General features: G+C 73.8%; 16 protein-coding genes. 3 read left to right on the forward strand and 13 right to left on the reverse strand.

Features of this window, described 5'->3' with window-relative positions; genetic code table 11:
• Nucleotides 1-13 precede the first annotated feature (13 nt).
• The gene (locus ACWCV9_RS19000; RefSeq protein ID WP_450788010.1) at nt 14-1,333 is read right to left on the reverse strand and encodes a glucarate dehydratase family protein; all 1,320 of its coding nucleotides are present in this window, start codon (nt 1,331-1,333) and stop codon (nt 14-16) included.
• A 252-nt stretch (nt 1,334-1,585) separates the two neighbouring features.
• On the opposite strand from ACWCV9_RS19000, the gene ACWCV9_RS19005 reads away from it, so the two are divergent.
• The gene (locus tag ACWCV9_RS19005) at nt 1,586-2,812 is read left to right on the forward strand and encodes an MFS transporter (RefSeq protein WP_450788012.1); all 1,227 of its coding nucleotides are present in this window, start codon (nt 1,586-1,588) and stop codon (nt 2,810-2,812) included.
• Here the strand turns inward: ACWCV9_RS19005 and ACWCV9_RS19010 are convergent.
• The 10 genes from ACWCV9_RS19010 to hrcA all read right to left on the reverse strand — a co-directional run bounded on the left by ACWCV9_RS19010 (nt 2,764) and on the right by hrcA (nt 13,544).
• On the reverse strand, nt 2,764-3,768 hold the full coding sequence (locus tag ACWCV9_RS19010; RefSeq protein WP_450788014.1) for an adenosine deaminase: 1,005 nt from the start codon (nt 3,766-3,768) through the stop codon (nt 2,764-2,766). The genes ACWCV9_RS19005 and ACWCV9_RS19010 overlap by 49 nt on opposite strands.
• Nucleotides 3,769-3,788: 20 nt before the next feature.
• Nucleotides 3,789-4,694 carry a ribonuclease Z gene (locus ACWCV9_RS19015; protein ID WP_385844638.1) on the reverse strand — a complete coding sequence of 302 codons (906 nt, stop codon included), beginning with the start codon at nt 4,692-4,694 and terminating at the stop codon, nt 3,789-3,791.
• Nucleotides 4,695-4,700: 6 nt separating this feature from the next.
• Nucleotides 4,701-5,054 (reverse strand): histidine triad nucleotide-binding protein, encoded by a 354-nt coding sequence (locus ACWCV9_RS19020; RefSeq protein ID WP_450788016.1) that lies wholly within the window; start codon nt 5,052-5,054, stop codon nt 4,701-4,703.
• Between the two features lie 75 nt (nt 5,055-5,129).
• The gene (locus ACWCV9_RS19025) at nt 5,130-8,348 is read right to left on the reverse strand and encodes a S41 family peptidase (RefSeq protein ID WP_450788018.1); all 3,219 of its coding nucleotides are present in this window, start codon (nt 8,346-8,348) and stop codon (nt 5,130-5,132) included.
• 61 nt (nt 8,349-8,409) lie between these two features.
• Nucleotides 8,410-8,931: a hypothetical protein gene (locus ACWCV9_RS19030; RefSeq protein ID WP_450788019.1), complete on the reverse strand. Its 522-nt coding sequence runs from the start codon at nt 8,929-8,931 to the stop codon at nt 8,410-8,412.
• Between the two features lie 95 nt (nt 8,932-9,026).
• Nucleotides 9,027-9,419, reverse strand: a complete 393-nt coding sequence (locus ACWCV9_RS19035; protein ID WP_450788021.1) for a VOC family protein — start codon at nt 9,417-9,419, stop codon at nt 9,027-9,029.
• A 16-nt stretch (nt 9,420-9,435) separates the two neighbouring features.
• Complete coding sequence (locus tag ACWCV9_RS19040; RefSeq protein ID WP_450788022.1) at nt 9,436-10,182, reverse strand: 16S rRNA (uracil(1498)-N(3))-methyltransferase; 747 nt, start codon at nt 10,180-10,182, stop codon at nt 9,436-9,438.
• Nucleotides 10,179-11,267 carry a nitronate monooxygenase gene (locus ACWCV9_RS19045; protein ID WP_385844630.1) on the reverse strand — a complete coding sequence of 363 codons (1,089 nt, stop codon included), beginning with the start codon at nt 11,265-11,267 and terminating at the stop codon, nt 10,179-10,181. Before ACWCV9_RS19045 ends, ACWCV9_RS19040 begins: the two co-directional genes overlap by 4 nt.
• 123 nt (nt 11,268-11,390) lie before the next feature.
• Complete coding sequence (gene dnaJ / locus ACWCV9_RS19050; RefSeq protein WP_450788023.1) at nt 11,391-12,527, reverse strand: molecular chaperone DnaJ; 1,137 nt, start codon at nt 12,525-12,527, stop codon at nt 11,391-11,393.
• On the reverse strand, nt 12,528-13,544 hold the full coding sequence (gene hrcA, locus ACWCV9_RS19055; protein ID WP_450788025.1) for a heat-inducible transcriptional repressor HrcA: 1,017 nt from the start codon (nt 13,542-13,544) through the stop codon (nt 12,528-12,530).
• A 161-nt stretch (nt 13,545-13,705) separates the two neighbouring features.
• On the opposite strand from hrcA, the gene ACWCV9_RS19060 reads away from it, so the two are divergent.
• Nucleotides 13,706-14,428, forward strand: coding sequence for an MBL fold metallo-hydrolase (locus ACWCV9_RS19060; RefSeq protein WP_450788026.1), 723 nt, complete (start codon nt 13,706-13,708; stop codon nt 14,426-14,428).
• A 34-nt stretch (nt 14,429-14,462) separates the two neighbouring features.
• A complete protein-coding gene (locus ACWCV9_RS19065) occupies nt 14,463-15,326 on the forward strand; it encodes a DUF3097 domain-containing protein (protein ID WP_450788028.1) in 864 nt (287 codons plus the stop codon).
• A gap of 27 nt (nt 15,327-15,353) precedes the next feature.
• On the opposite strand, the gene hemW is transcribed toward ACWCV9_RS19065, so the two are convergent.
• Both hemW and ACWCV9_RS19075 read right to left on the reverse strand, forming a co-directional pair.
• Nucleotides 15,354-16,586 (reverse strand): radical SAM family heme chaperone HemW, encoded by a 1,233-nt coding sequence (gene hemW / locus ACWCV9_RS19070; protein WP_450788030.1) that lies wholly within the window; start codon nt 16,584-16,586, stop codon nt 15,354-15,356.
• Between the two features lie 27 nt (nt 16,587-16,613).
• Nucleotides 16,614-18,425, reverse strand: a complete 1,812-nt coding sequence (locus ACWCV9_RS19075; RefSeq protein ID WP_450788078.1) for a SpoIIE family protein phosphatase — start codon at nt 18,423-18,425, stop codon at nt 16,614-16,616.
• Nucleotides 18,426-18,452 lie beyond the last annotated feature (27 nt).

An 18,452-nucleotide genomic window follows, 5' to 3' on the forward strand; every position in this document is an offset into this window, starting at 1 on the left:
GAGCCGTGGCCGGCTACCAGCGGGGCATGTCCGGTGTCCGCCAGCCGGGTTCGGCCGCCCGCATCGCCGCCGCGTCGTCGCGGTCGCGCAGCGAGCCGTCGTCCTCGGCCCAGCGGCGGTGCAGCCGGGCCAGTTCGTCGCGGTCGAGTTCGACGCCGAGTCCCGGTGCGTCGGAGACCATAATCCGGCCGTCGGTGAAGGTCAGCCGCTCGGTGAGGACGTCCTCCGACTGCCAGGGGTAGTGCGAGTCGCAGGCGTGGTGGAGGTTCGGCACGGTCGAGGCGACCTGGGTCATGGCGGCGAGGCTGATGCCGAGATGGGTGTTGGAGTGCATGGACACCCCGACCCCGAAGGCGGCGCAGATCGCGGCCAGCCGCTGGGTGTTGCGCAGTCCGCCCCAGTAGTGGTGGTCGGAGAGGACGACCTGGACGGCGTCGCGGGTGAACGCCTCCTTGATCTCGCCGAAGGTGGTCACGCACATGTTGGTGGCGAGCGGGATGGTGGTCGCGGCGGACACCTCGGCCATGGCGGGCGTGCCGAGCGTCGGGTCCTCCAGGTACTCGAGGACGTCGCCGAGTTCCTGGGCCACCTTCAGCGAGGTGGCGACCGACCAGGCGCCGTTGGGGTCCAGGCGCAGCGGGTGGCCGGGGAAGGCCTCGGCGAGGGCGCGTACGGCGGCGATCTCCTCCTCGGGCGGGAAGACGCCGCCCTTGAGCTTGAACGACCCGAACCCGTGCCGCTCCTTGAACCGCCGGGCCTGGGCCACGACCCCGGCCGGATCGAGGGCGGCGCCCCAGTCGTCGGTCTCGGCGCGGACGCCCTCCGGGTGCGCGGCCCACTTGTAGAACAGGTAGGCGCTGTAGTCGACGGCGTCGCGCACCTTGCCGCCGAGCAGGGCGTGCACGGGCAGTCCGAGCGCCCGGCCCTGGGCATCGAGGCAGGCGACCTCGAAGGCGGACAGCACGGACAGCCGCAGCTTGTCGGCGCTCTGCACGCCGCGCAGCCCGCCGGCGTCGACGTCGCCGTCGACCCGCGAGACGTCGACCCCGAGATCGAACTCGAAGAGACTGTTCACATCCATGACCGACCGGCCGGTGAGGCGCTCGGCGAGCGGCCGGGCCAGCTCCAGGTACTTGGTGTCCCCGTAGGTCTCGCCGAGCCCGGTCACCCCGTCGACGGTGACGACCTCCACGATCAGCCGGGGTGTGTACGGCTGGTGCACGCCCTGGGTGTTCAGCAGCGGCGGGTCGGCGACCAGGATCGGGGTCAGTCGCACCTCGGCGATGGTCAGGTCACGGCTCACGGGGCGACTCCTCGGGCAAACGCCGTCCATGTATGAGAACTCAGGCTATGGAGGCGAACGAGAGATCGTCAATGGCGCGCACCTGAAAAGGCGCCGGGAGCACGCCCGTATACCCAGAGCATCCCTCCACAAACGGAACGTGACCCGGATCACATCCCCCCGTCTTCTTTCCCGATCCGCCGGCTTGGTACAACTTGCTCGCGCTTGCCGTTCCACAGACGGCCGCCGCGCCCCTCCCTCCTCTCCCCCGAGCGCTCCGCTCCGCCTGCCCTGGGAACGCCCGTGTCCGCCCGCCGCCCCCTGCCCTGGCCCCTCGTCGCCCTCTTCACGGCCGGGTACCTCGCCCCCTATCTGCTGCCGACCGTCGTCGGCAGACTCACCGACGGGCTCCCCCTCACCGCCACCGAGGCGGGCGCCATCGGCAGTGCGCTGCTGCTGAGTTCGGCGACGGCGGGCTTTCTGCTGGCGTCCCGGGTGGACCGGTTCGGCCCGCGCACCCTGGCCCGCGCCGGACTGGCCCTCGCCGTCCTCGGCTACGGCGGCGCCGCCCTGACCACGCTCGTCCCGGCCGTCGTCGCCGGCGCGGTCGTCGGCGGCTTCGGCTCCGGAACGGTCACGGCGGTCGCCACCACCGGCATCGCCGCCCACCGCGATCCGCACCGGGTCACCACGCTCGGCCTGCTCGGCGTCTCCGCGCTCGCCGGCGCCCTCTATCTGACGCTGCCCCGGCTCGGCCCGGGCCATGGGCTCCCGCCGGCCGCCCTCGCGCTGACCGCGCTCGCCGTCTGGCCGCTCACCGGCCGGCTGTCCGCCCGTACCGCACCGGCCCGCGCCACGGCCACCCGCGGGCGGGCACCCCACCCGCGCGCCGGAGCGCTGCTCGCCGCCGTCATGCCGTGCTGGTCGCTCGCGCAGAACGCGCTGTGGGGGGTCAGCGGCCGGATCGGCACCGGCCAGGCCCACCTGACCGAGGTCACCGTCGGCGTGGTGTTCGCGGTGGCGCTCGGCGCGGGCCTGGTCGGCACGGTGGGCGCGGGCGCGCTCGGCCCCCGGCTGGGCCGGGCGGTGCCCATCGGCGCGGGTACGGCGCTCATCGCGGGCTGTGTCGCGCTCAGCGCATCGGCGCGGGACCTGCCGGCCTTCGCGGCGGGCGAGATCTCCTGGAACCTGCTCTACCCGGTCGTGCTGTCGTACCTCATCGGCCTCGCCGCCGCCCTCGACCCGCGCGGCCGCTGGGCGGTCCTGGTCGGCTCGGCGTCCTCACTGGGCACGGCGGCGGGCCCCCTCGCCGGAAGCCTGCTGGCAGCCGGCGCCGGCTTCCCGGCCATGGGCCTGCTCCTCGGCACCGGCCTGCTGCTCACCGCGGCACCGATGACAGCAATCGCCCTCCATACAGGCCGACACCCCCTGCCGGTGCTGCACGTCCCGCTGGAAACCCCGACCGCACCCACGCGCACGGCCTACGAGACGGCGTCCCCGAACTCGTACGCCGCCACCTCGGCGAGGTAGCGGGTTCGGCGGTCTTCGTCGTCCTCCAGGAAGGAGGCGAGGAAGGAGTTGCGGGCCAGTTCGCGCAGCCGGTCCTGGGAGAGGCCCAGAGTCCGGTGCACGGCCGCGAAGTTGTCGCCCGCGTAGCCGCCGAAGTACGCCGGGTCGTCGGAGTTGACCGTGCACAGCAGCCCGGCGTCGAGCATGGCCGGGAGCGGGTGGTCGGCGAGGGTGTCGACGGTGCGCAGCCGGACGTTGGACAGCGGGCACAGGGTCAGCGGGATCCGCTCCCGGACCAGCCGCTCGACCAGCGCGGGGTCCTCCATGCAGCGCAGGCCGTGGTCCACCCGCTCGACGCCGAGCACGTCCAGCGCCTCGGTGATGTACTCCGGCGGCCCCTCCTCACCGGCGTGCGCGACCCGGCGCAGCCCGAGCGCGGCGGCGGCCTCGTACACCTCCCGGAACTTCACCGGCGGATGCCCGACCTCCGCGGAGTCCAGGCCGACCCCGGTGATCCGGTCCAGGTACGGCCGGGCCGCCTCCAGGGTGGCCAGGGCCGACTCGGCGGACTCGTCGCGCAGGAAGCACAGGATGAGCCGGGTGGAGATCCCGTGTTTCTCCTCGCTGCGGCCGAGCGCCCGCCACAGCCCCTCCACGACCGTCCCCATGGACACGCCCCGGGCGAGGTGGGCCTGCGGGTCGAAGAAGATCTCCGCGTGCCGCACGCCCTGCGCGGCGGCCCGCGCGAGATAGGCGTCGGCCAGGTCCGCGAAGTCCTGCTCGGTGCGCAGGACGGCCATCAGCTCGTAGTAGAGGTCGAGGAAGGACTGGAGATCCTCGAACCGGTAGGCCTTGCGCAGCTCGTCCGTGTCCGCGTAGGGCAGCGCGACACCGTTGCGCGCTGCCAGCTCGAACGCCAGCTCGGGCTCCAGGGTGCCTTCGATATGGAGGTGCAGTTCTGCTTTGGGGAGGGGCATCAAAGCATCGTACGGCTGGATCACCGTCGTTTCGGGACCGGGACCCGCTGAAGGTCGTACGCCACCGTCAGCTCCCCCTCGAAGCCGGCCGCCCGGGCCTGCCGCTCGAACTCCTCCGGTTCGGAGTACCGCTGGCTGAAGTGGGTCAGCACCAGGTGCCGCACCCCGCCGTCCCGCGCCACCCGCGCCGCCTGCCCCGCCGTCAGATGACCGTGCTCCACGGCGAGTTCCTCGTCCTCGTCCAGGAAGGTGGACTCGATGACGAGCAGGTCGCACCCCTCGGCCAGCGCATACACCCCGTCGCACAGCCGGGTGTCCATGACGAACGCGAACCGCTGCCCGCGCCGCACCTCGCTGACCTGCTCCAGGGTGACGTCCCCGAGCCGGCCCGCCCGCTGGAGCACCCCCACGTCCGGACCCGTGATCCCGTGCGCGGCGAGCCGGTCCGGCAGCATCCGGCGGCCGTCGGGCTCGGTCAGCCGGTAGCCGAAGGACTCCACCGGATGGGACAGCCGCCGGGCCTCCAGGGTGTACGACGGCGTGTCCGCGAGGACGCCGTCGGCCGCGACCGGCGCCTCGGTCAGCGAGACCGTCTCCCGGTACGCCGTCGCGTACCGGAGCCGGTCGAAGAAGCGCTGCCCGGACCGCGGGTAGTGCGCGGTGACCTCGTGCGGCACCTGGTCGAGGTTGATCCGCTGGATCACCCCGGCGAGGCCGAGGGAGTGGTCCCCGTGGAAGTGCGTGACGCAGATCCGGTTCAGGTCGTGCGCGGCCACCCCGGCGCGCAGCATCTGCCGCTGGGTTCCCTCGCCGGGGTCGAAGAGGATGCCCTCGCCGTCCCAGCGCAGCAGATAGCCGTTGTGGTTGCGGTGCCGGGTCGGGACCTGGCTGGCGGTGCCGAGGACCACCAGTTCACGTACGGACACGCCGGCTCACCCGGGAGGCCATTCGAGGCCGCGGCCACCGAGGACGTGCGCGTGGGCGTGCCAGACGGTCTGGCCGGCGCCGCTGCCGGTGTTGAAGACGGTGCGGTAGCTGTCCAGCTTTTCCTCGTCGGCGACGGCCTGGGTCTCGGCGAGGACGTCCGCGGCGAGCTGCGGGGCGTGCGCTCCGAGTTCGGCGGCGTTCGCGTAGTGGGCCTTGGGGATCACCAGGACGTGGGTGGGCGCCTGGGGGTTTATGTCGCGGAAGGCGATGGTCGTCTCGGTCTCGCGGACGACCGTCGCGGGGATGGTGCCTGCGACGATCTTGCAGAACAGGCAGTCGTCCTGGGGTTCGCCTGGCATGCGCGCCTCCTGTTGATCAAGTCCGTGGGCATCGTAGTCGTTCGGCGGCGGGCCGCACACGGCCGGCCGCGCCGCTCAGTCGGGCAGGCCCGGCGGAGTTTTCGCGGGCCGCTCCTCCAGTGCCTCCAGCGCGAGCGCGACCGCCGCGTCCAACTGCGCATCCGTGCCGGATACCCAGTCCTGGGGCCGCTGTACGACCTCCACGTCCGGGTCCACGCCGTGGTTCTCGACGTCCCAGCCGGCCCCCTCCAGCCACATCGCGTACTTCGGCTGGGTGACCAGGGTGCCGTCGACCAGGTGGTAGCGGCTGTCGATGCCGATGATGCCGCCCCAGGTGCGGGTGCCGACGACCGGGCCGATGCCGAGGGCCTTGATCGCCGCGTTGACGATGTCGCCGTCGGAGCCGGAGAACTCGTTGGCCACGGCGACGACCGGGCCCCGGGGGGCGTCGGCGGGATAGCTGGTGGGACGCATGCCGCGCGGGATGTCCCAGCCGACGATCCGGCGGGCCAGCTTCTCGACCACGAGCTGGGAGGTGTGGCCGCCGCGGTTCTCCCGGACGTCGACCACCAGCCCCTCACGGGCCACCTCGACGCGCAGGTCGCGGTGGATCTGGGCCCAGCCGGGGGCCTGCATGTCGGGGATGTGCAGGTAGCCGAGGCGGCCGGCGGAGGCCGCGTGGACATGGGCGCGGCGGTCGGCGACCCAGGCGTGGTAGCGCAGGGGTTCCTCGTCGGCGACGGGGACGACGACGGTGTGCCGGGGTTCGCCGCCGCCCGCCGGGGAGATCGTCAGCTCGACGGGGTGGCCGGCCGTGCCGACCAGCAGGGGGCCGGGGCCGAGGACCGGGTCGACAAGGTGTCCGGCGACGGCGATGACGGCGTCACCGGGGCGGACCGCGGCGCCGGGCGCGGCCAGCGGGGAGCGGGCGTCGGGGTCGGAGGTCTCCGCCGGCAGGATCCGGTCGATGCGCCAGCTGCCGTCGGGGTGCCGGGAGATGTCGGCGCCGAGCAGGCCCTGCCGGGCGCCGCCGCCGGCGCCGCCGCGCGGGATGACATAGGCGTGCGAGGTGCCGAGTTCGCCGTGCACCTCCCACAGCAGGTCGACCAGGTCGCTGTGGGTGGCGAGGCGGCCGAGGAGCGGTCGGTAGCGGTCGAGGACGCCGGACCAGTCGACACCGCCGAGGTCGGGGCGCCAGAAGTGGTCCCGCATGAGGCGGCCGGTCTCCTCGTACATCTGCCGCCACTCCACGGCCGGGTCGACCGTCTGGCGGACCCGGGCGAGGTCGACGGTGATGCTGCTGTCGCCGTCGTCGTCGGTGCCGGTGCGGCGGTCGCTGGGGACGACCCGGAGCCGGCCGTCGGTCCACAGCAGGACCCGCTTGCCGTCGCCGCTCACCTCGAAGTGGTCGGCGTCGGAGGCGAGGTGCTCCAGGCGGCGCTGGGCGAGGTCGTAGCGTTCCAGCTCGGTGTGCGGGGCGGGGTCGTCGGGGTGGGCGCGGGAGGCGCCGAGGACGCCGTGCACGGGGTGGCGCAGCCAGAGGACGCCGTCCTTGGCGGCGCGCAGCGTGGAGTAGCGGCCGGCCTCCACCGGGAAGGGCACGATCCGGTCGCCGAGGCCCTCCAGGTCGATCCGGGTGGCGGGGGTGCCCTCGCTGTCCGGGGTCTCGTCCTTGTCGGCGGCCTCGAAGGGGCGGCCGTGGCGCTGCGGGCCGAACGGGGAGGGGGTGGTGGCGGCCAGGGTGATCAGGTGCGGGCGGGCGCCGACCACGAACGCGAGATCGAAGACGTGTTCGTCGTAGACCGGGTCGAAGGCGCGGTTGGAGAGGAAGGCGAGGTGTTTGCCGTCGAGGGTGAAGGCGGGCGCGTAGTCCTGGAAGCGCAGCGGGGTCGCCTCGGTGACCGAGAGGTCGGTGGTGTGGGCGATGCGGAGCTGGCAGAGCGGGCGCGGGCCGGGGTGCGACCAGGCGAGCCAGGCGGAGTCCGGGGAGAAGGCCAGCCCGGAGACCTCGCCGTCGTCGCTGCGGTCGACCTCGCGGACCTCGCCGGTCTCCCGCTCGACGAGCAGCAGCCGTCCGTCGTGGGCGGCCACGGCGGCCCGGCTGCCGTCGGGGGCCATGGCCAGCTCCAGCACCCGGCCGAGCCGGCCGGCGGCGAGCCGGCGCGGGGTGGCACCGGGGGCGAGTCCGGTGGCCGGCGCGAACTCCAGGGCGTCCTCGCCCTCGGCGTCCGTCACCCACACCGCCCACTCCTCGCCCTCGGTGCGGAAGGTGCGCGGCAGCCGGGCGCGGACCCCCGGGGTGGCGGCGAGGGCGCGGGCGGGCCCGGAGCGGTGGGTGACCCAGTGGACTCCGCCGCGCACGGACACGGCGCTGCCGCGCGCGGTGTGGTCGGGGCAGGCGGCGCCGAACCAGCGGGCCGCGTTCACCGGGTACGGGCGCAGGTCCAGGCGGGGTCCGCCGAGCCGGATGCCGAGGGGGCGCGGCTCGGCGCCCTCCAGGTCGTCCAGCAGCAGGAGTTCACCACCCGAGGCGTAGACGACCCGGGTGCCGTCACCGGCCGCGTGCCGGGCGTAGAAACCCTCGACCGGGGTGTGGCGGCGCAGGTCGGAGCCGTCGGCGAGGGAGGAGTACAGCGCGCCGGTGCCCTCGTGGTCGGAGAGGAAGGCGATGCGGTCCCCGGCCCAGACGGGGCACTCGATGTTCCCGTCGAGGTCGGCGTGGAGCCGGACGAACTCGCCGTCGCCCTCGCGGTCGATCCACAACTTGCCCGCGGTGCCGCCCCGGTAGCGCTTCCAGTGGGCGGCCTCGCGGCCCATCGGCACGGACAGCAGCACGGTGGCGGGGCCGGTGGCCACATCGCCGACCGGGCCGTACGGGAGTGTCTCGGCCGGTCCGCCGTCCAGCGGGACGGCGTGCGCCCAGGTGTGCCGGGAGCTGGGCCGGCCGTGCGCGCCGAGCGCGAGGACCCGCCCGTCGGCGGTCCAGCCGCACACCTCGGTACGGCGGTTGCCCCAGTAGGTCAGCCGTCGGGCGGGGCCGCCGTCGACGGGGGCGACATGGATCTCGGGGGCGCCGTCCCGGGTGGAGGTCCAGGCGAGGAAGGCGCCGTCCGGTGATATCCGGGGCCGGGTCACCGGGACGTTGTCGGCGCTGACCCGCCAGGCCCGGCCGCCGTCGAGCGGGGCGAGCCAGACGTCGTCCTCGGCGACGAAGGTCACCAAGTCGCCGCGGAGATGGGGAAATCGGAGATAGCCCGGCACCGCCGCGGTCCCCGTCGAAGCACCCTGAGTCACCGTGTCACTGTACGCAGTGGCCGGTGTCCCCCGCTCCCGGTTCGGATCACTTCACGCCGTCTCATTTGCCCTGCACGGGCCAGCAGGTGGGGTCGCCCTTGCACCACAGGGTCCGGGTGACGGTGACCGTCACGGTGGGCCGGCCGCCGGGCGCATAGGTGGGCGGCCGGTACGTCGGCCCGGGCGTGGCGTCGCAGTCGCCGAGCCCGCTGACGTGGAACACCTGCCGTCCGCCGACCTTCCCGGTCAGGTCCCCACGCACACAGGCCCCGTCGACCGCCTTGGTCACCCGCCCGGTGACGGTGATCTTCCGGCCGTCTTTGGTCTGGCCCCGGCAGTCGACGGAGACGACGTCGGTCTCGCTCGGCGAGGGCGTCGCCGCCCCGGCGCCCCGACCGCCGTACCGTCCGGTGCAGGTGAGCCAACTGACGTCCACGTGCTGCTGCTTGAGCCTGGCCGTCGCCGTGGTGCCGGTGGTGTAGGCGGCCGTCGCGGAAGCGAGCCCGCCGGGCTGGCAGCCCACCAGGGCACCGCCCGCCACGACCACGAGCGACACCGGCAGAATCCGTCTCAACGCCCCCATACAGGCAGCGTCCCACCACCGCGCCCGCGCCGGAAGGGCACATACGGCCACTCACCCGTTCGGGCCGGGGGCAGTGCCCGGTCAGGGTGCCTCGGTCAGCCGCGCAGCAGCAGCCACTCCTGGAGTTCCACCAGGTTGCCCTCCGGGTCCTTGAGGTGGGCCACCCGCATGCGGTCGGTCATGGCGGCCGGGCCGTGCAGCAGGGCGGCGCCGCGGGCGGTGATCTCGGCGCAGTAGGCGTCGAGGTCGTCCACGCGCAGCACCACCAGGGAGCGGTGACCGGTGGCGATGGCGCCCAGCTCGGCCAGGACCTCGGCCATCATCGCGCGGTCCTGCAAGGCGATCCCGGCGGACCCGGTGTGCGGGCTGAACTTCTCGTACGGCCCCTCGGCCGCGCCGGACTGCGGCTTGAGGCCGAGGACCTCGGCGTAGAAGCGGTAGCAGGCGGCGAAGTCGGTGACGAGCAGGCGTACCTGGGCGAGTTCCATGGTGTCCCCCGGTGGGTCAGGACCAGCGGCCGGTGCGGCCGAGGAGCAGGGCCGCGGCGGCGGTGCCGGCGGTGGAGGTGCGCAGCACCGAGGGCCCGAGCACACAGGTCCTGGCGCCGGCCTCCTCGAAGAGCGCCAACTCGTCCTTGGAGACGCCCCCTTCCGGCCCGACGACCAGCACGATCTCGCCCTGCGCGGGGAGTTCGGCGGTCGCCAGCGGCTCGCTGGTGTGCTCGAAGTCGGAGTGCAGCACGGCGGCGAAGTCGGCCCCGGCGAGCAGTGCCGCGACCTGCTTGGTGGTCGCCGCGTCCGCGACCTCGGGGAAGCGGACCCGGCGGGACTGCTTGCCGGCCTCGCGGGCGGTGGCCCGCCACTTGCCGAGCGCCTTGAGCCCGCGGTCGCCCCGCCACTGGGTGATGCAGCGGGCCGCCTGCCAGGGCACGATCGCGTCGACGCCGACCTCGGTCATCGTCTCCACGGCGAGTTCGCCGCGGTCGCCCTTGGGCAGGGCCTGGACGACGGTGATGCGCGGGCTGGGCGCCGGCTCCTCACGGACGTCCGCCAGCTGGACGATCAGCCGGTCCTTGCCCTCGCTGCCGATCACCTCGCCGACGCCGTACCGTCCGGCGCCGTCGGTGAGGACGACCTCCTCACCGGGCTGAAGCCGCTTGACGGAGACCGCGTGCCGCCCCTCCGGCCCGTCCAGGACACAGCGGTGGCTGTGCTCATCGACATGCTCGACCACGAAAACCGGGGCGGTCATCGCAGGTCACCTCCATGGTCCGTGACGTCCGACAACGCTGTCCGGGCGGCGTCGAGTTCCTCGGCCAGCACCTCCACCAGCCGCCCGGCCGGCAGTTCCCGGGCCAGCCGGTGTCCCTGCCCCGCCCACAGCGCCATGCCCTGCGCGTCCCCGGCCTGGGCAGCGGCCTTGCGCAGCGGGACGGTGAGGTGGTGGATCTCCGGGTAGGCGGCGGGGGCGTACGGGCCGTGCTCGCGCAGGAACCGGTTGACCAGTCCACGGGCCGGCCGGCCGGAGAAGGCGCGGGTCAACTCGGTGCGCGCGAACAGGGGGTTGGTGAGTGCCTGCTTGTGCAGGGGGTGCGCACCGGACTCGGGGGTGGCGAGGAAGGCGGTGCCGAGCTGCGCCGCACAGGCCCCGGCCGCGAGGACGGCGGCGATCTGGCTGCCGCGCATGATGCCGCCGGCGGCGACGACCGGGAGGCGCACGGCCTCGCGGATCTGGGTGACGAGCGACAGCACTCCGATGCCTGAGGCGTCGTTCTCCGTCAGATCCCGGTGCGTGCCCTGATGACCGCCGGCCTCCACGCCCTGCGCGATCACCGCGTCCGCCCCGGCCCGTTCGACCGCGCGGGCCTCCTCCACGGTGGTGGCGGTGACCAGGGTGACGGTGCCGGCCCGGCGCAGCCGCTCGAGTGTCTCCTCGCCGGGCACGCCGAAGTGGAAGGAGACGACCGGCACCGGGTTGTCGAGGAGGACGGCGAGCTTGGCGTCGTAGCCGTCGTCCCGTCCGCTGTCGGGGTCGCCCAGCTCCGTCTCGTACCAGGCGGCCTCGCCGGCGAGCTGGTGCGCGTAGACCTCCACCGCGCCGGACTCCGCGTACTCCGGCTGCGGCATGAACACGTTCACACCGAAGGGGCGGCCGGTGAGTCCGCGCAGCTGCTTGATCTCCTGGTACATCCCGTCGGCGGTCTTGTAGCCCGCGGCGAGGAACCCGAGCCCGCCGGCCTCGGAAACGGCGGCGGCGAGCCGCGGGAGGGAGACACCGCCCGCCATGGGGGCCTGCACGATCGGGTGGGGCAGGAGATCGGTCAGCGCGGAGGACATGACCGCATGTTGTCACGTCCTTCGAACAGTTCCGAATCGGGGCATCCGGCGGCATAGGCCGGGGGCATAGGGGGCTGAAGGCCCACTTTCGCGGGCCACTTCACCCCCGCCCCCGGCACCGGATCAGCGCCCGTTGAACGCGTCCTTCAGCCGCGAGAACAGCCCCTGCTGGCCCGGCTGGAACTGGCCCTGCGGGCGCTCCTCGCCGCGCAGCGCGGCCAGCTCGCGCAGCAGCCGCTCCTGCTCGGGGTCCAGCTTGGTCGGGGTCTGCACCTCGACGTGCACGACCAGGTCGCCCCGGCCGCCGCCGCGCAGATGCGTGACACCGCGGTTGTGCAGCGGAATCGACTGCCCGGACTGGGTGCCCGGCCGGATGTCGACCTCCTCCATGCCGTCCAGCGTCTCCAGCGGCACCTTGGTGCCGAGCGCCGCCGCCGTCATGGGGAGGGTGACCGTGCAGTGCAGGTCGTCGCCGCGCCGCTGGAACATCGGGTGCGGCAGCTCGTGGATCTCCACGTACAGGTCGCCGGCCGGACCGCCGCCCGGCCCGACCTCGCCCTCACCGGCGAGCTGGATCCGGGTGCCGTTGTCGACACCCGCGGGGATCTTGACGGTGAGCGTGCGCCGGGAGCGGACCCGGCCGTCACCGGCGCACTCCGGGCACGGGGTCGGCACGACGGTGCCGAAGCCCTGGCACTGGGGGCAGGGCCGGGAGGTCATGACCTGGCCCAGGAAGGACCGGGTGACCTGCGAGACCTCACCACGGCCCCGGCACATGTCACATGTCTGGGCGGTGGTGCCCGGCGCCGCGCCATCGCCGCTGCACGTGTTGCAGACGACCGCGGTGTCGACCTGGATGTCCTTGGTGGTCCCGAAGGCCGCCTCGTCCAGCTCGACCTCGATCCGGATCATGGCGTCCTGGCCGCGCCGGGTGCGCGAACGCGGCCCGCGCTGCGAGGCCGTACCGAAGAACGCGTCCATGATGTCGGAGAAGTTGCCGAAGCCGCCGGCGCCGAAGCCGCCCGCGCCGGCCCCGCCCGACTGCGAGAGCGGGTCGCCGCCGAGGTCGTAGACCTGCTTCTTCTGCGGGTCCGACAGCACCTCGTAAGCGGCGTTGATCTCCTTGAACCGCTCCTGGGTCTTCGGATCGGGGTTGACGTCCGGGTGCAGCTCGCGCGCGAGCCGACGGCACGCCTTCTTGATCTCATCCTGCGACGCGTCGCGGCGCACGCCGAGAACGGCGTAGTAGTCCGTGGCCACTTACGACTCCGCCAGGATCTGTCCGACGTACCGTGCCACTGCGCGTACCGCTCCCATCGTTCCCGGGTAGTCCATGCGTGTCGGTCCGACCACGCCGAGCTTGGCAACCGCCTCGCCGCCCGAACCGTAGCCGACCGACACCACGGACGTGGAGTTGAGTCCTTCATGGGCGTTCTCGTGCCCGATACGCACGGTGACGCCCGGATCCTTCGCCTCGCCGAGGAGCTTGAGGAGCACGACCTGCTCCTCCAGTGCCTCCAGGACGGGCCGGATCGTGAGGGGGAAGTCATGTCCGAAGCGGGTGAGATTGGCGGTACCGCCGATCATCAGCCGCTCCTCGTTCTGCTCGACGAGGGTCTCCAGCAGGGTGGAGAGCACCGCGGAGACAGTACCGCGGTCCTCGGCCTCGAAGGCCTCCGGCAGATCCTCGACCAGCTTCGGCACGTCCGCGAACCGGCGGCCGGCGACCTTGCTGTTCAGCCGGGCCCGCAGATCCGCGAGCGAGGCCTCCCCGAACGGCGCCGGGCAGTCGACCATCCGCTGCTCGACCCGTCCGGTGTCCGTGATCAGCACGAGCATCACACGCGCGGGAGCGAGCGAGAGCAGCTCCACGTGCCGGACGGTGGACCGGGTCAGCGACGGGTACTGCACGACGGCGACCTGCCGTGTGAGCTGCGCGAGCAGCCGCACGGTCCGGGCCACCACGTCGTCGAGGTCGACGGCGCCCTCCAGGAAGTTCTGGATCGCCCGCCGCTCGGGCGCGGTCATCGGCTTGACGCCCGCCAGCTTGTCGACGAACAGCCGGTAGCCCTTGTCCGTGGGGATCCGCCCCGCACTGGTGTGCGGCTGGGCGATGAACCCCTCGTCCTCCAGGGCCGCCATGTCGTTGCGGACGGTCGCCGGGGACACCCCGAGGTTGTGCCGCTCGGTCAGGGCCTTGGACCCGACCGGCTCCTCGGTTCCGACGTAGTCCTGGACGATCGCGCGCAGTACCTGAAGCCTGCGTTCACTCAGCATTGCGCGCGCACCTCCAGCACGTCGTCCCCTCGGGCCCTCGTCGTCGGCCTGGCACTCTTCCCATGCGAGTGCCAGCCTTCCCCGGCCCAGTGTACGGCTGTCGGGTACGGCCTGGGCAAGGTCGGTGCCGTCGTGACCGCTTGTGGAGCTAGCGTCGCGGTATGACGGTGGCTTGGGAAGAGCAGGGATGGCAGCGGCTGACCGACCGGGTCGGGCGGTGCCGGCTGCCGGGCTGGGACTGCACGGCGGGCCTGGTCCTCGGGGCGGACACGGCGCTGATGGTGGACGCCGGTTCGAGCCTGGCCGAGGGCGCCCGGCTGCACGGGCAGGCGCGGGAACTGGCCGGCCACCGTGTGACCCATCTCGCGCTCACCCATCCCCACTTCGACCACGTCTTCGGCGCTCCCGCGTTCGCCGGGGCCGAGGTGTACGCGGCGGTGGGCATGGACGCGGCCCTGACGCACGGGCGCGGGGAGCTGCGCGCGGACGCGGTCGGCAACGGCCTGCCGGCCGCCGACGCGGCCGAGGCGGCGGACGCCCTGACCCCACCGCGCCATCTGGTCTCCGGCGAGTGGACCCTCGACCTGGGCGGCGGGCACCAGGCGCTGCTGGCCAACGTGGGCCCAGGCCACACCGCGCACGACCTCGTGGTGCTGGTCCCCGGGGCGCCGGAGGTGGTCTTCTGCGGTGACCTGGTCGAGGAGTCCGGCGAGCCCCAGGCGGGACCGGACGCGGTGCCGTCCCGCTGGCCGGACGCGCTGGACCGGCTGCTGGCCCTGGGCGGCGAGGACGCGCTGTACGTCCCCGGTCACGGAGCGGTGGTGGACGCAGCCTTCGTCCGTCGCCAACGGGACGCCCTGGCGGCCCGCTTCGGCGTGTCGTGAGCATCACCACGCGGCTTCTCCTATCGTCACTCGAATGCGCCCGCCCGTCTCCCGCCACCACCCCTCCAACGAGGGCCCTTCGGGCCCACGACGCCGTCTGTACTCCGCCGACCTGACCCCTCCGTGGAAGAAGCAGCAGCCCGCGCCGGAGGTGACGGCCGAGCCCGGTCTGGTGGTGGAGGAGCCCGGCACCGGGTTCTGCGGGGCGGTGATCCGCTGCGAGGCGGGCACGGTCACCCTGGAGGACCGCTTCGGCAAGCACCGGGTGTTCCCGCTGGAGCCGCGCGGCTTCCTGCTGGAGGGCCGGGTGGTGACCCTCGTACGGCCGTCCGCCGCGACCCCGGTACGGCCCACCCGTACCGCCTCCGGCTCGGTCGCCGTACCCGGCGCACGCGCGCGTGTGGCCCGCGCCGGGCGCATCTACGTCGAGGGCCGGCACGACGCCGAGCTGGTCGAGAAGGTCTGGGGCGACGACCTGCGCATCGAGGGCGTGGTCGTGGAGTACCTGGAGGGTGTGGACGACCTGCCGTCGATCGTCGCCGACTTCGCCCCCGGCCCGGACGCACGCCTGGGGGTCCTGGTGGACCATCTGGTGCCGGGCACCAAGGAGTGGCGCATCGCCGAGTCGGTGACGAGCGAGCACGCGCTGGTCGTCGGCCACCCGTACATCGACATCTGGGAGGCGGTGAAGCCGTCGTCCCTGGGCATCCCGGGCTGGCCGAAGGTCCCGCACGGCCAGGACTGGAAGACGGGGGTGTGCCGGGCGCTGGGCTGGCCGGCGGAGAACACCGGGGCGGTGTGGCAGGCGATCCTGAAGCGGGTGGGTTCCTACAAGGACCTGGAACCGGAGCTGCTGGGGTGTGTCGAGCGCCTCATCGACCATGTGACCGTGGGCTGAGCGGCGCACCGACCCGGGGCCGGCCGGTCAGTCCACCAGGTCCCTGACCACCGCGTCCGCCAGCAGCCGCCCGCGCAGCGTCAGTACGGCCCGCCCGGCGTCGTACGGCTCCTGCTGGAGGAGTCCGTCCGCGAGCGCCCGCCGGGAGGCCGCGAGGCCCTCCTGCTTCAGCAGCGCCAGCGGCACGCCCTCGCGCAGCCGCAGTTCCAGCAGGATCCGCTCCACCCGCCGGTCCTCGTCCGACAGGACCTCACGCCCCGCGCCCGGTGACCGGCCCGCGGCCAGGGCCGCCGCGTACGCCCCCGGGTGCTTGACGTTCCACCAGCGCACCCCGCCCACGTGCGAGTGCGCGCCGGGACCGGCGCCCCACCAGTCGGCGCCCCGCCAGTACAGCTCGTTGTGCAGACAGCGGCCCGCCTCGGAGGTGGCCCAGTTGGAGACCTCGTACCAGTCGAAGCCCGCCCCCGACAGGATCTCCTCGGCGATCAGATAGCGGTCGGCGTGCACGTCGTCGTCGGTCGCCGGGATCTCGCCGCGGCGGATCCGGCGGGCCAGCTGGGTGCCCTCCTCCACGATGAGCGCGTACGCGCTGACGTGGTCCGGGCCCGCGCCCAGGGCGGCCTCCAGCGAGGCCCGCCAGTCGTCGTCGCTCTCGCCCGGTGTGCCGTAGATCAGATCGAGGTTGACGTGCGCGAAGCCCGCCGCCCGTGCCTCCGCCACACAGGCCTCGGGGCGGCCGGGGGTGTGGGTGCGGTCCAGCACCTTCAGCACGTGCTGCCGCGCGCTCTGCATGCCGAAGGAGATCCGGTTGAAACCGCCCTCCCGCAGGACCGACAGATACCCGGGGTCGACCGACTCCGGGTTCGCCTCGGTCGTGATCTCCGCGTCCGCCGCCAGCCCGAACTCGTCCCGGATCGCGCCCAGCATGCGTACCAGGTCGCCGGCGGCCAGCAGGGTCGGCGTACCGCCGCCGACGAAGACCGTGCGGACCTCGCGCGGGTCGTCGCCGAGCACCTTGCGGGCCAGCCGGATCTCGTCGATCAGCGTGTCGGCGTAGTTGTCGCGGGAGGCGAGCACCCCTGCGGTGCCGCGCAGCTCGGTCGCGGTGTAGGTGTTGAAGTCGCAGTAGCCGCAGCGGGTGGCGCAGTAGGGGACGTGCAGATAGAAGCCGAGCGGGCGGTCTGCGGCCCCGGCGAGCGCGGACGCGGGCAGCGCGCCGTCGGCGGGGACGGGCTCGCCGTCGGGGAGTGCGGAAGGCATGCCTTCCATTGTCCAGCACCCGGGCGGTCACTCCGCCTGGAGCACCAGCAGGGCGAGGTCGTCCTCCGGCAGAGTGCCCTCACCGAAGTCGTGCACCAGGCGGCGGATCCTTTCGGCGATCTGCTCCGCGCCGAGCCCGGCGCAGCCGGAGAGGGCCGTGGCCAGCCCGTCCCCGTCGTCGAACTGGCGGGAGCCGCAGCGGCGCTCGGTCACCCCGTCGGTGACGCACAGCAGGCTGTCGCCGGGCCGCAGATCGAGGGTCTCGCTGGTGTAGGTCTCGTCCTCGACCACACCGAGCAGGGTCTGCGGCCGGGCGACGGTGCGCACGGTGCCGTCGGGGCCGAGGACGAGCGGCAGCGGATGGCCCGCGGAGGCGAGGGTGCAGCGGACCCCGCCGTCGTACGGGGTCAGCTCGCCGTAGAGCAGGGACAGGAAGCGGGTCTGGGTGCCGTCGCCGCCCAGCAGGGTGTGGCCGCCGGCGGCGACCAGGGCGCGGGCGGCGGCGTCGGCGGCCTCCGTGGCGTCGTCCAGCAGGAGCTGGTTGAGCCGGTCGAGGACGTCGGCGACCCGGTAGCCCTCGCGGGCGAGGAGCCTGAGCCAGGGCCGGGCGAGGCCGATGACGACGGCCGCCTCCGGACCCTTGCCCTGGACGTCGCCGACGGCGAAGCACCAGCGGCCGTCGCCGGCCGGGAACAGGTCGTAGAAGTCGCCGCTGGGGCCGCCCTTGTCGCAGGGCTCGTAGACCAGGGCGCTGCGCAGCCCGGGGATCTCGGCGACCGCGCCGGGCAGCAGTCCGCGCTGGAGGACGGCGCTGATGGTGGCCTGGCGGGCGTACTGGCGGGCGGCACCGATGGCGAGGGCGACCCGGCGGCTGAGGTCCTCCACGAGCCCGGTGACCTCGTCTGGGAAGCCGGCCGGGCCGCACCGGCCGATGACCAGCGTGCCCAGCGGGCGGCCGCCGGCGATCAGCCGGTAGGCGAGGGCGGTGCCGTGCGGGCCGAGCGCGGCGGCGGGCCAGGGGTACGGCTCCGGGCCGGACCTGAGCCCGTCCAGGGGCTGTGGGGGCTCCTTCTCCAGGGCGCGGTGCAGCTCCTCGATGCGGTCCTCGCTCGCGTGCCACACCCGGGCGGGGCCGCCGCCGTCGCGGGCGCGTGCGGTCGCCTCGTCCTCCAGCCAGACCGCGCACCAGTCGGCCAGCCGGGGCACCACCAGCTGGCCGGTGAGCGCGGCGACCAGGTTCTCGTCCAGCTGCCCGGCGAGCAGGTCGGAGGCCTCGGCCAGGAAGGACAGCGCGCCCCGGCCGAGCCAGTCCCGGTCGCGTCCGGCGCCGTAGGCCTGGGGGGCGAGGACCTCGGCGATCTCCAGGGCCGGTTCCGGTCCGGGCCCCTCGGCCGTCTTGCCGCCGGCGGGCAGCCGCGCCCACACCGTCTTGGCGCCGGTGCGATAGGTGACGCCCCAGGAGTCGGCGAGGGTGCCGACCAGCCGGAGGCCGCGTCCGTACTCCGGTGCCTCGTACGGCGGGGCGCCGGCGGTGTTGTCGCGCGGGGCGCGGGAGGGGTGCCGGTCGTGGACCTCGACCACGAAGGCGCCGGTGTCCTCCAGCCGCCAGTCCACCTCCACATCGGTGCCGGCGTGCACGACGGCGTTGGTGACCAGCTCGCTGACGACCGCCATGGCGTCGTCCAGGAGCCGTGGCGCGAGCCCGGGCACCTCGGCCAGCGCCGCGCGCACCAGGGCCCGGGCGGTCCCGGGGGCGAGCGGGCTGCCGGGCAGGGTGGCCCGGCCGCGCACCTCAGGCGCGTGGGCCGCACTCTCCCGCTGCGTGGGTATGGCCGCCATGTCCATGCGGCCAGGGTGACAGAGGGG

It is taken from the genome of Streptomyces sp. NPDC001606, from assembly GCF_053596835.1.

Bases quoted from the DNA above. Each gene is read 5' to 3' on its own strand.
- ACWCV9_RS19000 (WP_450788010.1), bottom strand. From the start codon at position 1,333: ATGGACGGCGTTTGCCCGAGGAGTCGCCCCGTGAGCCGTGACCTGACC.
- ACWCV9_RS19010 (WP_450788014.1), bottom strand. From the start codon at position 3,768: ATGCCCCTCCCCAAAGCAGAACTGCACCTCCATATCGAAGGCACCCTG.
- ACWCV9_RS19020 (WP_450788016.1), bottom strand. From the start codon at position 5,054: ATGCCAGGCGAACCCCAGGACGACTGCCTGTTCTGCAAGATCGTCGCA.
- ACWCV9_RS19030 (WP_450788019.1), bottom strand. From the start codon at position 8,931: ATGGGGGCGTTGAGACGGATTCTGCCGGTGTCGCTCGTGGTCGTGGCG.
- ACWCV9_RS19035 (WP_450788021.1), bottom strand. From the start codon at position 9,419: ATGGAACTCGCCCAGGTACGCCTGCTCGTCACCGACTTCGCCGCCTGC.
- ACWCV9_RS19040 (WP_450788022.1), bottom strand. From the start codon at position 10,182: ATGACCGCCCCGGTTTTCGTGGTCGAGCATGTCGATGAGCACAGCCAC.
- ACWCV9_RS19045 (WP_385844630.1), bottom strand. From the start codon at position 11,267: ATGTCCTCCGCGCTGACCGATCTCCTGCCCCACCCGATCGTGCAGGCC.
- hrcA (WP_450788025.1), bottom strand. From the start codon at position 13,544: ATGCTGAGTGAACGCAGGCTTCAGGTACTGCGCGCGATCGTCCAGGAC.
- ACWCV9_RS19060 (WP_450788026.1), top strand. From the start codon at position 13,706: ATGACGGTGGCTTGGGAAGAGCAGGGATGGCAGCGGCTGACCGACCGG.
- ACWCV9_RS19065 (WP_450788028.1), top strand. From the start codon at position 14,463: ATGCGCCCGCCCGTCTCCCGCCACCACCCCTCCAACGAGGGCCCTTCG.
- hemW (WP_450788030.1), bottom strand. From the start codon at position 16,586: ATGCCTTCCGCACTCCCCGACGGCGAGCCCGTCCCCGCCGACGGCGCG.
- ACWCV9_RS19075 (WP_450788078.1), bottom strand. From the start codon at position 18,425: ATGGCGGCCATACCCACGCAGCGGGAGAGTGCGGCCCACGCGCCTGAG.